Consider the following 14,092-nt stretch of genomic DNA (forward strand, 5'->3'; position numbering starts at 1 on the left):
TAGGTTTATTGTATGTCGCGCCAAGTATTTCCCTTCTCTATTCTTCAAGATGGCAAACCAAGTAACGGGCTTGCCGAACTGAGCTTGCTTAACTCAAATACGCTTAGAGTGAAGATTGCCCCTGATACTGAGAGTTTAAGCAAGCAGCAAATGCTGAGTGAGTTGGTGGTGTTGCCGCAATTAACGGTTGACCCGCTGTATAGCTCTGCCGAGCAAATGCGCAGCGAGCACTTGAAGATAGCGTTTAGCGAAAACGGCTTGAGCATTAGCACTGCCGAAGGTGAGCTGCTGCGCGTAGCGCAAACTGCTTTTAAGCAACAAGGTGATGATAGCGCGCTCAGTCAGCACTTTGTTAGCTCTGGTGAACAAGCTTTTTATGGCTTAGGCCAATATCCTGATGGGATCTTTAATTACCAAGATCAACGCCGCGAGATTTGCCAATCTAATAAAGGTATAGCAGCCCCTTTGCTACTATCTACCAAAGGTTATGCAGTGCTATGGAACCAACTAGCTTTTACCCAGTTTACTAGCCAAGGAGAGGGCTTTAGCTTTAGCTCAGCCGCTGGAGAGTGCATAGAGTTTTACGTTGTTTATGGTCCCGAGTTTGATCAAATTATTCAGCATTATCGAAAGCTTACTGGCGCTGCGCCGCTGTTTGGCCGTTGGGCTTATGGTTACTGGCAAAGCAAAGAGCGTTACGTAAATGCCGCCGAGCTAGTTGCCACAGCTAAAAATTATCGCGATAAAAAAATTCCCATCGATAACATCGTACAAGATTGGAAATACTGGGGAGATTTGGGCTGGAGCGCGATGCAGTTTGACGAGCAAGTGTTTGGCGATGCAGCCGCTACCATTACGCAACTTCATGATATGCACTTCAAACTCATGGTGTCGATTTGGCCAATTGTTGGCAAGGGCAGCCCAGTGTTTAAGGCCTTGTTAGAAAATGGCTATTTATTCGAAACCGAACATTGGGCCGATGGCCATATTTACGATGCTTATAGCCAAGGCGCACGTGATATTTATTGGCAACACCTAAAAGCCGGTTTAATGGATCTGGGAGTCGATGCGTTGTGGATGGATGGCACCGAGCCTGAGTTTATCTCGACCCAAAATCCAAAAGATGGCGTGGAGTTTTGCCATCAGCAACGTGATACCGAGTTGGGCTCTTGGAAGCAGGTGCTAAATGGTTATTCTTTGATGACCACGCGTGGGGTTTATGAAGCGCAGCGCCAGCAAATCTTGCAAGGAGCAGAAGACAAACGTGTTTTCACTCTTAGCCGCTCCAGTTATTTAGGCCAGCAACGTTACGCCGCGGCTTGTTGGTCGGGAGACATAAGTGCTACTTGGCAAGTATTGCGTCAGCAAATTCCAGCAGGCTTAAACTTGTGTGCCGCGGGTTTACCTTATTGGACTACCGACATTGGTGGTTTTTTTACCAGTGGTTTTGGTGCGAATTTCCCAGAAGGTGTAGACGATGATGCCTACAAAGAGCTGTATGTTCGCTGGTTCCAATATGGGGCTTTTTGTCCGCTATTTCGCTCTCACGGCGCCAATACACCGCGCGAAATTTATCAGTTTGGCGAGCCGGGAGATTGGGCCTTTGACGCCTTGTTAAAGTTCAACAAATTACGTTATCGCCTATTGCCTTATATCTATTCACAAGCATGGAATATTACCGAGCATGGCGGCACCATGATGCGTTTGTTGGCCTTTGATTTTAGACAGCAAGCACAGCTGCATAACATTAGTGACCAGTTTATGTTTGGCGACAGTTTGATGGTGTGCCCAGTTACCCAAGCTATGTTCCATCAACAAAGTTTGCAGCAACAGTTGATTGCGCCAGAGCACTTGCGCACGACGGAAGGCTTGCAAGGCATTAGCGAGCAACACTTTTCTGATGATCAATTCAAACAGCTGGTTGCTACGCAAGTGGTTGAAAGCATAGATGGCAACTGGGCAGGTGGCCCGCCAGCGGGTTTGCCTTTAAGTGGTTATAGCGTGCGTTGGCAAGGGCTGCTCACCGCGCCGGTCGATGGCGAGTACAACTGGCTGATTCATGCTAACGATGGGGTGCGTTTCTATTTAGACGGTAAGCTGTTGATTGATAGTTGGCAAACTCAGGCGCAGCTTAACCATAAAGCGAGTTGTCATTTAAAAGCAAACCAACAATATCAACTGGTGGTTGAATATGCGCATTGGCAAGGTTCGTCAAAATGTAGCCTAAGTTGGACCCATGCAGGCATCGCTCATCAGCAAACGCAGTTATATCCAGCTGAGCGAGAGGTGGTGCTACCTGCTGGCCTTGCTTGGTATAACTATTGGAACAAGCACTGTTATCAGGGAGGACAAACTATTGCGATGGGCACGCCTATCGACATTATGCCTTTATTGGTAAAAGCCGGAGCCATTATTCCACATGGCCCTGAGGTGCAGTATCACGATGAATTACCGAGCGACCCACTCACCATTGAAGTATACGTGGGTGAGGATGGGCGCTTTTGCTTGTATGAAGATGAGGGAGACAGTTATCGCTATGAGCAAGGGGCCTATAGCGAAATTGTGTTTGAATGGGATAACAGTAAACGCTGTTTACATATTGCTAAACGGAGCGGCAGTTTTGCGGGTATGTTGCAACAACGTACTTTTAATGTTCACTTAATTAGCGCTTTTGATATTCAGCGACAAACCCTAGTTTATGTGGGAGAGGAGCAAAACTTGCAGTTTTAAACAAAGGAGTTACTAGGGGCTGCTTATCTTTGCTGATGCTGCCCAGAAGGGGCGTATAAGCGAACGAAATTTCAAGACCAAAGGTCAACAGATCCTAGTTTAGTGGCAAACTGTTCAGCAAGCAGGCGCTTAAATTAGCAAAATTATCTATAGATTGTTTTTAATAAACTAAACAATTACTTGGCTTATTCTCTATACTATTTAGCATCACTGAAGTGGCAGGATAGCAACTTCAGTTCACTTTAATAACCTAGAGAACATGGATATGTTGAATCAAAAAACCTTTGAGCGCGGTGCAATGGAAGCCGCCATAAAAATAGGTTTACTATTTTTGTTAGCCGCATGGTGTATCGACATTGTGCGGCCGTTTATCACCCCGGTGATTTGGGCGATGATCTTGGCTGTAGCGCTTAACCCCCTGTATTTAAAACTCAAAAATGTGGTGGGTAAAGGTGGTGTAGCAGCCACCATTATTGTGCTGGTGTTTCTAGCCATAATTTTGGTACCTGGGGTTAAGGTGACTACCGCAGCAATCGACAGTTTAGCTGCTGTAGGTAAGCAAGTTCAGCAGGGCAGCTTTGAAATTCCCCCTCCTTCAAATTCAATCAAATCTTGGCCCTTAATTGGCGAAAAAGTTCATGCGCAGTGGTCCTTGGCTGCCAGTGATTTGCAGCGCTATTTAGGTACTTATGCAAGCCAAGTGGGTGATGTGGCCGGCAAGGTGATTGGTTTTGCTGGTGGGCTTATCGGCGGCCTGTTGATGTTTTGCTTCTCGGTAATTATTGCCGGAGTATTTATGGCAAACGGTGAAAAAGCGGTGCTGGGAGCGCAATCATTAGCAAATGCCTTGGCAGGTAAGCATGGTAGCTACTTAACCAATTTAGCCAGCAATACTATTCAAAGTGTGGCAAAAGGCGTGCTTGGTGTTGCGGTTATTCAAGCTACTTTACTATCAATCGGCTTTTTTGCCGTAGGCGTACCGGGGGCGGCTGTATGGTCGGTATTGGTACTGATTTTAGCCATTGCCCAATTACCGCCTTTTTTAGTGGTATTGCCGGTGGTTATTTATGTCTTTAACCACGAGTCTACGGTGGTGGCAGGGATTTTTGCTGTATGGAGCATACTGGCGGGCTTTAGTGAAAATGTGCTCAAACCTTTATTGCTGGGGCGCGGCGTAGATGTGCCCATGCTGGTGATTTTGTTAGGTTCTTTAGGGGGAATGCTAATGTCTGGCTTTGTGGGGTTGTTCTTAGGAGCAGTAGTTCTAGCAGTTAGTTACCGCTTGTTAGTAGCATGGTTAGAGCTTAATTCTCAAGAGCAGGCAGATGCTAACGAATAAGTAGCAAAACAAAAATTAGCCTTAAGTAAAATAAATACGGAAATAAGAGAAACACGATGTCTGAACAAAATGAAGCCTCAGAAGCTGCGCCAAGCAACCCTTTACGTAAAAGTTCGTTTTTGGTATTTGCCCTGTGTATTTTGGTTTTTATTATTTATGTCGTGGGCGATAGAGTGACGCCCAATACCGACAATGCTCGAGTATTTGGTTTTGTAGTGCCGATTGCCGCCTCGGTATCGGGCAAGCTGGTTGAAGTGAATGTTACGAACAACCAGTTAGTTGAAAAAGGCCAACCTTTGGCCAAGGTAGCCGAAGAAGAATACGTACTGGCTGTCACTCAAGCGGAAGCTGCATTGGAGTTAGCCGGGCAAGAAATTGGCGCAGGAACCGCTGGCGTTTCGGCTGCGCAAGCGCGATTACTTGAAGCATCCACCTCTTATCAAGCGATTCTTACTGACGCCAATCGTTTGTTTGCCGTAGAAGACCAAAACGTAGTGCCGCAGCAAAATATTGATAGAGCGCGCAGCGATGTGGCCAAAGCTAAAGCTTCGGTAGCCAAGGCCAACGCAGAGTTGGAGCAAGCTAAACAAAATCTTGGGGTGAGTGGCGAGCAAAATCCTAAGCTGCAATCGGCTTTAGCCAAGTTGGGCAAAGCCCGTTTAGATTTATCTAAAACCGTAATTGTTGCGCCTTCTGAGGGAGGGGTGACTAACTTACAGCTAGAAGCTGGTTATTACGCCAATAAAGGTCAACCGCTGATGACTTTTGTCACCACCAAAGAGGTGTGGATTGAGGCCTATATGCGAGAAAACAATATTGCCAATATTCAAGCGGGCGACCCAGTGGAAATTGCTCTAGATATTGCACCAGGCAAAATCTTCAAAGGCGAGGTGGTGTCAATTGGGTTTGCAGTTAATTATGGTCAATCTAACAACCTAGGTGCGCTACCTACTATTCCGCAAACGGCTGGTTGGTTGCGAGATCCGCAGCGCTTTCCGGTAATCATCAAATTCTCTGATGATACTGCCCATGGCTTACGACGAATTGGTGCACAAGCAGATGTAACGGTATATACCGAAGGCACCTTCATTATGAAAGCGTTGGCTAAGCTGGCCTTAAGGGTTAAAAGCTGGTTCTCTTATGTCTACTAAGGCCTTAAGCTCGCGGCTTGCTAATCCTCTAAAAGCGCATATGTTGCGCTTTAGCTTAGTGAGTGCCTTGGTACTGGTGCTGGCGGTAAGTTTAGAGTGGAGTATGTCATTTGTTACTGCTATTTTTACCGCTCAGTTGTTGTTGCCTGGCAAGCCACCGCTAAATTTGGCCTTAATTAAAACCTTAGCGCTAGCGGTATTAAGCTGTTTTCTGGTGGGGCTTGGGGTTGTGCTTATTGCCCAGCCTTATCCATTGCTGCTGTTTATTATTCTTGCTTGGTGTTTGTTTTTTGTATTTTACCGAGCCAGTACTGGTTTAAATGAGTTAGTGGTTCTATTTCTGTTGGTGGCGCTGATCGCATTGCCGATGTTGGCCAGTGCTAGCAGAGCAGCAGCGTCCAGTTTTGTTGTCGACTTTATGCTGGCCTTTGTTTTGGCCTTGTTGATAGTGGCCTTTGTGCATTGGCTGATACCAGTGAAAGACGACTTCCATCAAGGAGCAGAAAAGCAGCAAGCGCCGATTCTAAAACATCAAGATGCCTGCCGTCAGGCAGTGGTTAGCACCATCGTTATACTGCCACTTATTATCTACTTCTTTGCTTTTGATAAACTCAGTGATTTGCTGGTGGTTATTTTTGTGGCTATTTTGGCGCAAAACCCCGAGTTAACCAAAGGCGCAAAAGCCAGTATAGGAATTATTTTCACCAACATTGTAGGTGGGTTAATTGCTGTGCTGGTATTTAATTTATTGGTTGCAGCGCCGCAGTTTAGTTTTATGGCGCTGCTAATTACCCTTAGTTTTATGCTGATCGCCCAAGCTATTTACCTGCATCCTAAAGGCGCGATAGTAGCAGCTGGCCTATCGGCTTATATCATTATATTGGGCAGTACTATTGGCAGTGATGGCGGCTTAGCAACCACTAAGTTTTATGCGCGTATCTTCCAGTTAAGCATGGTGGGTTTGTATGTGGTGGGCAGTTTTTACTTAGTGCATAAGTTGGCTTGGCTTAAGCCAGTTAGTCCTAATAGCTGACCTTGTATTGTGAACCTGTTGCCGCTGATTAATTAAAAAGGCTGATTTACGGTAAAGCGAAAAATTGAGTCATCTTTACTAAAACCTAGGTCTGCTCGCGCAACAATATTCTCAATGAAAATACGTGCGCCAAAGCCAGCGCTCCAATTCATGTTTTGGTGCAGTTTTGCAATATCTAACTGGTCTTCAACTTTTCCCATTTCTGCAAATACCGCAAATTGCCACCATGGGAAGTTATAGTTACGGATAAATGGAGCGCTGGTCTGTGGCTGCCAACTCGGTATCATGCGATATTCCGCTGCATAAAATAGGGCGCTTCGGTCATTAAAGTAATCATCGGCATAACCACGCATACGATCGCCACCGCCAAGCACAGATTGAGCAAACCAAGCAGGTTGGCTATTGGGATCATTCTTATCCCAAGTGGGTATATCAGAAATATAAGCAGTAAGTGATAAACTCTGTTGTCTTGTCCAAGAAGTATTACCAAGGTCAAAGTAGTTTACTTGTTGTGCTTCTAAACGCGTGTAGCTGGCTCGCTCGGCATTGCCCCAGTCACGAATTAATCGAGCATAACTATGATGGCCAGCGTTCGGTGAAGGGGCATAGTTACGTGCATCATGATCTAAGGTAAATTGCACGCCAGCGGTTCTACCTTCAACATTGCTCACATAGTCGGAACGAAAATCTCGGCTGCGATAAAACGGTTCTACTTCAAACACTGTTCGCGCAGTATATTCATGTGTTGTTGGTAGACCAAGCAGCGGAGCTTTATAGGCTTGTTGGTGGCTTTCAGACAGTAGGTAGCGAAAGGTAAGTAGCCAGTCTCGCTGTAAGTAAGAAGCGTCGTTAGGCACATCGATGGGATCATCAGGGCGCTCGCCAATAAACATTTGTGTATCCATAAACTCGGCCTGTAGCCCAGAAATATCCATGGTCCAACGCTCTGTTAAACCAAGGTTAAAATAACCTAAGTAGCTGATGTAGCTGTTGTTAACCGAATAAGCACCAAAACCAACAACTTGTGCTTGTGGTTGACCAACTCCGGTTACCGTTACAACTGAGCCCGCTAGCAAACCAGTGCTATCCATCGCACCTATGATGGGGATCACTACCGTTTCTGTAACATTCTCAACAGCTTGCACATCGTAGACATCAATTCTGTCTTCATCTGCTAGTAGATTGAAACTCCCAGTAAAGAGCGCAGCGAACAGTAAACAAGCTTTTATGCTTCGATTGCCTGTTTTCTTCGCTTGTGAGTTACTGGTAAGTTTCGAACTAAATGTCATCGCTATTTTCTCAGGTTGTATAACTAACGAAGGCTGTTGAGCCTGATTTGCGAGTGATTATAAGGAGCTGGTTGTTAACGAATAGGACTTAGAGAAATTCAAATTAGCGGATTTGTGGATGGGGTCTTGGCTAACTAAGAGGGATTGTGAAGGCTATTTTTCCTTAAGCTTTATGCTTGAGCACTTAGCTGCTGTTAATTGTTGGTTAAGCCTGTATGCTAAACAGAAGTAATTACTTATGTATTAGTTTCATGGATGAGGTTAAGCAACGTTGACTAATCAATTACTTATTGCAGTTTTCTAAGCTTTCAATCACTCGCCTTATCAGCCTTAGCCGGTGATTTGAGTATTGGGTTTGGTGCGTTTGCTTCGAATAGTGATTCTTCTATTATCAACAAGGGCGTAATGAGCTTGGACTTAGCATTGGTTTACACCTGAACTATGCCGAAGACCGGGATCTTGCCGGCTCAGACCATGATTTTTATTTAGATTCAAAGGCAGTTAGTGGTTACATGACGGACTTTAGTACAGGGCTTCGTTATCACGCTAACCAGCACTGGCGAGTTAATCTAAGCTATGACTATTATCAGGTGGAAGTAGATTGGAATGAGGTCACCTTGAAATACACTTTTCAAGGCCCCTATTTGAGTGTGCAATATGTGTTTTAGTGAAGCATAAGAAGAACTATCAACGATGAAAAATAAACTAGATGACTTAGATTTAAACCTTCTCCGTTTATTGTGTGCAGTGGTAGAAACACGCAATACCCACACGGCGGCAGATAAGCTGGGCATCTCACAAACCAGCGTCAGCCGAGGTATGGCTAAACTCAGAGAAACTTTTGGCGATAGACTGTTTATTCGCAAAGCTCATGGGGTAGAGCCTTCGGAGCTTGCTGAGAGATTAGCGGAAGCGGCTAACAGTATGCTGAATCCGCTAGTGAAGGTCTTGGAGTCTTTTCAAGATTTTGACCCCTTAGAGTTTGATGGATGTGTGAGAGTGGCGGTACATTTAGCAGCTCTTGAAGTTCATGGCCCCGATTTGTTTGAAGCATTACGCGAAGATTTTCCCAAGGCTCGTATTGAGCTTTTATATTGGCAAGACAGAACCACCCTTGAGGTGCTATCTGGGGAAGTGGATGCAGTTGTTCAGTTTGAAGGTTTCCCTTTGCCGCAAGAAATCTACCTATTTCCGGTACTTGAATATCAAGTGTGTTTAGTGGCAAAAAAACATCATCCAGTACTTTCTCGAACCAGCGAGTGGGATAGCGTGGGTAACTTGCCTGTTGCCAGAATTGTCACCGACGGGGTAGTGACGCGACGCGAAGCGATGGATGAGGTATATGAAGCAAAGGGTTTTCAGGCGAATGTCACTTTTAGCTCACATTGTATACGGGCAATCTTGAGAAAAGTCAGAACCTCAGATGCGATTATGTACGGTACAACTTATCTTCGAGACCTCGACGACGGGGTGGCATTTTATCCTCCTCCTCCAAATATGCCCGCCGCCGTATCTCGTTACACCTTGTGTGGTGGTTATCTACAAACAAAGCGTGACTATCCTTTAACTCAAGCTTTGCATCAAACACTGTTGAGTTACTTTGAAAATATAGAAACACCTCCTCTAGAGTTGCAGGATTAGTTGCTAAGCAGGTTGAGGTAACAATTGGGACTTTTTTGTACGGCTATCTAGCTGGCGAATACGGCTTCTAAGCTTTTGCTCCAATAAGATAAAAAAGCTAGGGCCGAGTAAACAAGGAGCAAATACAATTTCGTCTAGCCAATTTATATCTGCCAGTAAATGCAAATCACTGGCGATATCGCTCAATTGACTCTGAGTTAATTGAGCTGGCGACTGCGGCCAAGCTGCTGAGAGATCGACGCTTAGTAGTCGATAATTTAGCCTGCTCAGCGATGTGGTTAGCTCTTTTAATTGCTCAGGTGCACTGCGGTGCACCAGTAGCAGCACACAAACGCCTTCCCCTGAATCTGTAATATGGTAACTACGGTCATTAAGATTTACTTGATACTTCATGGTTGTTCCTCTATTTGAAAGAGGTGCTGATTATGGGTAACTGAGCGTGGCAAACCATGGTTTAAAGAAATTCATATTTGCTGAATAGTGCTTTTGCATATCTGAATTTCTCAAAACCGTATCACGCTTATCTAAAGTGGGTAAACTTCGCAGCAACTTTCACAAACATGGATTTAGTGAACACCGGCAGGGAAAGCCTATGTGATTTTGAATATATAACTAATCAAACGCTGAACTCGTTTGAAAGGAAGTTTAACTTTACTCTTTGGAGCCCTGTAATGCGCCTGTGTCAGCCCACATCATTAACATCGTTTGCTAAGCCAAAAGGTAAGCGACTATTCACTTCACTAATTGCAACTACGTTCCTAGTAGGATGTGGAAGTGAACCAGTTGAAGAAACCGCAACGCTTATTCGTCCAGTGTTTACCGAGCCAGCGGCTACGGTTGTGCTAAATAGTCAGAATCAGTTCTATGGTGAAGTGCAGTCAGCCAATCGCGCAGAGATGGGCTTTCGTACTGGTGGCCGTATTGCTGCATTTTTCGTTGATGAGGGTGACCAAGTGCTTAAGGGTGACTTGCTGGCAACTCTAGACCCTACCGATGCGCAAATTACGCTGTCTCGCGCTGAGATAGACCAAGAGAACACCCGCCGTGAGTATCTTCGCGCCAAGCAACTGTTCGACAACAATGGTGCGATTGCCAAGGCAGAGTTGGATCAAATAGAAAGCAGTTACTTGGTAGCACAAAATCGGGTTAAAGAAGCGCAGCGTCAATTAAAGCACACTAACTTATATGCTCACTTTGATGGTGTAATTGCTCGCCGAACTGCAGAAGACTACGACCTGGTTCAAGCTGAACAAACTGTGCTGACCATGCATGACTTGGATAATCTTGAGGTGGTTATCCAGATACCGGCGAGTGTAATGCAAACCCGCGGTGGTAGCGGTAAAGCATATGCTACTTTACGCACAATTCCGGGCCAGGTATTTGACCTCTCATTGAGCCGCTACGCTACCGAGCCTGATCCTGTTACCCACACTTATGCCATCACCTTGACCTTCGATGACATTCGCGATGAGCGAGTGTTCCCTGGTATGGCGGTGACTGTCACTCCAAACGATAAGTTTGAAGATCAAGCTCAATCAGTAATGGTGCCAGTTACTGCGGTGCAGCCAAACAACATGGGCCAGCAATTTGTTTGGGTGGTTAATAGTGACAATCAACTCGAGCGCCGCGAAGTTGAAGTGGGTGGGATAAGCGTTGAGCAAGTGGAAATCATTGCAAATCTTACTCAAGGCGAACAGGTGGTGGTAGCTGGTTTAGCTGGATTGACCGAAGGTATGGCTGTGCGCGCTCAGCAACTTGACGCAGAGGGAGCCAAGTAGATGAATATTGCTCGTTATACCCTTGCTAAACGCACCAGTGTTTGGGTAATCATTGCCTTGATTTTGATTGGTGGCTACATCAGCTATCAAAAACTGGGTCGCTTTGAAGATCCTGAATTTGTAATTCGCCAAGCGTTAATTATAACGCCTTACTCTGGTGCTACAGCGCAAGAAGTCAGTGATGAAGTGACCGACGTAATCGAAGGTGCATTGCAAAGCTTGCAAGAAGTAAAAGAGATTACTTCTACCTCGAAGCAGGGCATGTCAGAAGTCACCGTAGAAATGAAGATGGAGTTCGCCAAAACCGAAGCGGAGCTTCAACAGATTTGGGATAAGGTGCGCCGCAAGATTAATGATGTGCAGCGACAACTTCCGCCAGGTGCTGGGCAGCCCATCGTCAACGATGATTTTGGTGATGTGTACTCGCAGTTCTACGCGGTTACTGGTGAAGGCTATACCGACAAGCAGCTGCAAGATTACGTAGACGTGCTGCGTCGCGAATTAGTGCTGGTGCCAGGAGTTGCGCGTACTCAAACTTTGGCGGAAAAAGATGAAACCATTTTTGTTGAGATTTCTAATCAGCGCCTAGCGCAGTTCGGCATCTCGGCTGAGCAAATCTATCAAGTTTTAGAAAACCAAAACACCATTACCGTGGCCGGTGCTATCGACAGTGGTGATATGCACATTCCGGTGATTCCAAGCTCTACCATTCGCTCTTTTGACGATATTCGCAACATCCACTTGGGCTTAGGTAGTGACAACACCATTCTGCGCTTAGGCGATGTGGCTAAGGTAAGTCGTGGCTTCCAAGAGCCAGTTTCCATGTTGATGCAATACAACGGCGAGCGTGCCATTGGCTTTGGTATCTCTAATGTGGCTGGCGGTAACGTGGTTACTATGGGTGACGCAGTAAAGGCGCGTATTGAAGAACTAGCCAGTCAGCGCCCACTGGGTATTGAGCTAAATGAAGTCTCTTTGCAGTCGGATTCGGTAGCCGCTTCAGTTTCAGATTTCGTTAACAACCTCATTGCCGCAGTCGCGATTGTATTTGTGGTGCTATTGCTGTTTATGGGTCTACGCACCGGCCTTATTATTGGCTTTGTATTGGTGCTTACCGTTGCTGGCACCTTGATTGTGATGCTGATTGACAGCATCGCCATGCAGCGTATCTCGCTCGGTGCTTTGATCATTGCCTTGGGTATGTTGGTAGACAACGCCATTGTTGTCACCGATGGCGTATTAGCCCGCTTGCAGAAAGACCCAAATGCTGACCGTGAGCAAGTGGTATCTGATGTTGTTGCTGCAACTAAATGGCCACTGTTGGGCGGCACCATCGTAGGTATTTGTGCCTTTAGTGCAATTGGTTTGTCACCTTCAAACATGGGTGAGTACGCCGGTTCGTTATTCTGGGTAATCCTATACTCAATGCTGCTCAGCTGGTTGTTCGCGGTTACCGTTACCCCAATGCTGTGTCACGACTACTTAAAAGTTAAGCCAGCGAACACTAATCAAGTTAGCCGCCCAATGACTGCTTACACTCGTGTTTTGCACTGGGTACTAAAAAACCGCAAGGTATCGTTGATTGCCATTGCCGGCGCCTTGATGCTTGGCCTTAAAGTATTTGGTTATGTGCCTCCTGGCTTTATGCCGGAATCGCAACGCCCGCAGTTTGTGGTGGATGTACGTTTGCCACAGGGTTCGGATATTTCTCGTACCCATAAGGTCATCAACAGCATTGAGCAAGACGTTGCAGCTAAAGACGGCGTAACTAATATCACCAGCTTTATTGGTGGTGGTGGTCTGCGCTTTATGCTGACTTATTCGCCAGAGCCGGGTAACCCTGCTTATGGCCAATTATTGGTTGATGTTGCTGACCACAATGTGATTGAGCAATTGGTAACAGAGCTGCAAACTGAGCTAGAACAGGCTAATCCAGATGCATCAATCATGGTGTGGAAGTTTATGCTTGGTCCTGGTGGCGGCAAGAAAATAGAAGCAGCCTTCCAAGGTCCTGATAGCGCAGTGCTGCGCGGCCTAGCCGAGCAAGCCAAAGTGCTGATGAATGAGACGCCGGAACTGATTGCCGTTCAAGACGATTGGCGCCAACAAGTGCCAGTGGTTCAGCCGGTGTTCTCTGGTGAGAAGGCGCAGCGTTACGGCCTAACGTCGCGCGAAATCAATGCGGCGATTAACCAAACTCTGACTGGTCGTAATGTAGGTGCTTATCGTGAAGGTAACGATCTGATTCCAATCGTGGTGCGTGCGCCTCAAGACGAACGTAACCATGCCCGTGCCTTGGAAAACACCGAAGTGTTTAGCCAAAACCTGGGTCAGTTTATTCCGCTAGCGCAGTTGGTTGATGAAGTTAATGTGGTTTGGCAAGACGCTATGCTTAAAAGGGTAGACCGCGTGCCAACCATTATGGCGCAGGCCGATCCTGCGCCAGGTATGCTCACCGCTGAAGCCTTTGAGGTTACTCGCAGCAAGATTGAAGCCATGGAACTTCCACCGGGCTACAGCCTAACTTGGTATGGTGAATACAAAGAGGCCAAAGAAAGTAACGAAGCCTTAATGGCCGCTGCACCTTATGGCTTCACCGCCATGGTATTGGCAGTTGTGTTTATGTTTAATGGTATTCGCCAAGCCGTGGTGATTTGGATGACTGTGCCATTTGCCGTCATCGGTGTAGCGATTGGCTTGGTGAGCTTCCAGACGCCGTTCGAATTTATGGCTACTTTGGGCTTCTTAAGCTTGGTGGGCATGATGGTGAAGAACGCGATTGTACTGGTAGACCAAGCTGATGTTGAGATTAGAGAAGGTATGCCGCCATATAGTGCGATTATCGCAGCAGCGACAAGCCGTGCAAGGCCAGTATTGCTGGGTGCTTGTACCACGATCCTTGGCGTAGCACCGCTATTAGTAGACCCATTTTTCAAGAGTATGGCTGTCACTATTATGTTTGGTTTGTTATTTGCGACACTGCTGACCTTGGTGGTGATTCCGCTGTTCTATGCTTTGATATTCCGTATTAAGGCTGACTCTGCCGCCCCTGTTCAGACAGCTGAGCAAGCAGTAGAACAATTAGAAAATAAGGCATAAACAAAAGTAGGGCGCATTTTGCGGTGCGCCTT

At 46.2% G+C, this 14,092-nt stretch carries 10 protein-coding genes; 8 read left to right on the top strand and 2 right to left on the bottom strand.

Translation table 11 applies throughout. The features are described from left to right. Nucleotides 1-12: 12 nt before the first annotated feature. From OV592_RS04315 to OV592_RS04330, 4 genes are all read left to right on the top strand, one after another. Nucleotides 13-2,730, top strand: coding sequence for a TIM-barrel domain-containing protein (locus OV592_RS04315; protein WP_406610526.1), 2,718 nt, complete (start codon nucleotides 13-15; stop codon nucleotides 2,728-2,730). Between the two features lie 265 nt (nucleotides 2,731-2,995). Then, nucleotides 2,996-4,069 (top strand): AI-2E family transporter, encoded by a 1,074-nt coding sequence (locus OV592_RS04320; RefSeq protein WP_406610527.1) that lies wholly within the window; start codon nucleotides 2,996-2,998, stop codon nucleotides 4,067-4,069. A 56-nt stretch (nucleotides 4,070-4,125) separates the two neighbouring features. After that, a complete protein-coding gene (locus OV592_RS04325; protein ID WP_406610528.1) occupies nucleotides 4,126-5,220 on the top strand; it encodes an HlyD family secretion protein in 1,095 nt (364 codons plus the stop codon). Further along, nucleotides 5,210-6,253 (top strand): DUF2955 domain-containing protein, encoded by a 1,044-nt coding sequence (locus OV592_RS04330; RefSeq protein ID WP_406610529.1) that lies wholly within the window; start codon nucleotides 5,210-5,212, stop codon nucleotides 6,251-6,253. The genes OV592_RS04325 and OV592_RS04330 overlap by 11 nt, the downstream gene beginning before the upstream one ends. 32 nt (nucleotides 6,254-6,285) lie before the next feature. On the opposite strand, the gene OV592_RS04335 is transcribed toward OV592_RS04330, so the two are convergent. Next, nucleotides 6,286-7,542, bottom strand: coding sequence for a hypothetical protein (locus tag OV592_RS04335; RefSeq protein WP_406610530.1), 1,257 nt, complete (start codon nucleotides 7,540-7,542; stop codon nucleotides 6,286-6,288). Between the two features lie 512 nt (nucleotides 7,543-8,054). Here OV592_RS04335 and OV592_RS04340 point away from each other — a divergent pair. Both OV592_RS04340 and OV592_RS04345 read left to right on the top strand, forming a co-directional pair. Next, nucleotides 8,055-8,210 carry a hypothetical protein gene (locus tag OV592_RS04340; protein WP_406610531.1) on the top strand — a complete coding sequence of 52 codons (156 nt, stop codon included), beginning with the start codon at nucleotides 8,055-8,057 and terminating at the stop codon, nucleotides 8,208-8,210. 25 nt (nucleotides 8,211-8,235) lie between these two features. Then, complete coding sequence (locus OV592_RS04345) at nucleotides 8,236-9,183, top strand: LysR family transcriptional regulator (protein WP_016401571.1); 948 nt, start codon at nucleotides 8,236-8,238, stop codon at nucleotides 9,181-9,183. A gap of 3 nt (nucleotides 9,184-9,186) precedes the next feature. On the opposite strand, the gene OV592_RS04350 is transcribed toward OV592_RS04345, so the two are convergent. Continuing rightward, nucleotides 9,187-9,576: a hypothetical protein gene (locus OV592_RS04350; protein ID WP_016401570.1), complete on the bottom strand. Its 390-nt coding sequence runs from the start codon at nucleotides 9,574-9,576 to the stop codon at nucleotides 9,187-9,189. A gap of 278 nt (nucleotides 9,577-9,854) precedes the next feature. On the opposite strand from OV592_RS04350, the gene OV592_RS04355 reads away from it, so the two are divergent. Beyond that, a complete protein-coding gene (locus OV592_RS04355; RefSeq protein ID WP_406610532.1) occupies nucleotides 9,855-10,961 on the top strand; it encodes an efflux RND transporter periplasmic adaptor subunit in 1,107 nt (368 codons plus the stop codon). Continuing rightward, nucleotides 10,962-14,060 (top strand): efflux RND transporter permease subunit, encoded by a 3,099-nt coding sequence (locus tag OV592_RS04360; RefSeq protein WP_406610533.1) that lies wholly within the window; start codon nucleotides 10,962-10,964, stop codon nucleotides 14,058-14,060. It begins immediately after the preceding gene. Nucleotides 14,061-14,092 lie beyond the last annotated feature (32 nt).

Origin of the sequence: Agarivorans sp. JK6, from assembly GCF_045277145.1 — a bacterium.
In the GTDB taxonomy this organism is placed as follows: Bacteria; Pseudomonadota; Gammaproteobacteria; order Enterobacterales; family Celerinatantimonadaceae; genus Agarivorans; species Agarivorans albus.

Coding starts and splice junctions, on each gene's coding strand:
- OV592_RS04315 (WP_406610526.1), top strand. CDS start 13: ATGTCGCGCCAAGTATTTCCCTTCTCTATTCTTCAAGATGGCAAACCA.
- OV592_RS04320 (WP_406610527.1), top strand. CDS start 2,996: ATGTTGAATCAAAAAACCTTTGAGCGCGGTGCAATGGAAGCCGCCATA.
- OV592_RS04325 (WP_406610528.1), top strand. CDS start 4,126: ATGTCTGAACAAAATGAAGCCTCAGAAGCTGCGCCAAGCAACCCTTTA.
- OV592_RS04330 (WP_406610529.1), top strand. CDS start 5,210: ATGTCTACTAAGGCCTTAAGCTCGCGGCTTGCTAATCCTCTAAAAGCG.
- OV592_RS04335 (WP_406610530.1), bottom strand. CDS start 7,542: ATGACATTTAGTTCGAAACTTACCAGTAACTCACAAGCGAAGAAAACA.
- OV592_RS04340 (WP_406610531.1), top strand. CDS start 8,055: ATGACGGACTTTAGTACAGGGCTTCGTTATCACGCTAACCAGCACTGG.
- OV592_RS04345 (WP_016401571.1), top strand. CDS start 8,236: ATGAAAAATAAACTAGATGACTTAGATTTAAACCTTCTCCGTTTATTG.
- OV592_RS04350 (WP_016401570.1), bottom strand. CDS start 9,576: ATGAAGTATCAAGTAAATCTTAATGACCGTAGTTACCATATTACAGAT.
- OV592_RS04355 (WP_406610532.1), top strand. CDS start 9,855: ATGCGCCTGTGTCAGCCCACATCATTAACATCGTTTGCTAAGCCAAAA.
- OV592_RS04360 (WP_406610533.1), top strand. CDS start 10,962: ATGAATATTGCTCGTTATACCCTTGCTAAACGCACCAGTGTTTGGGTA.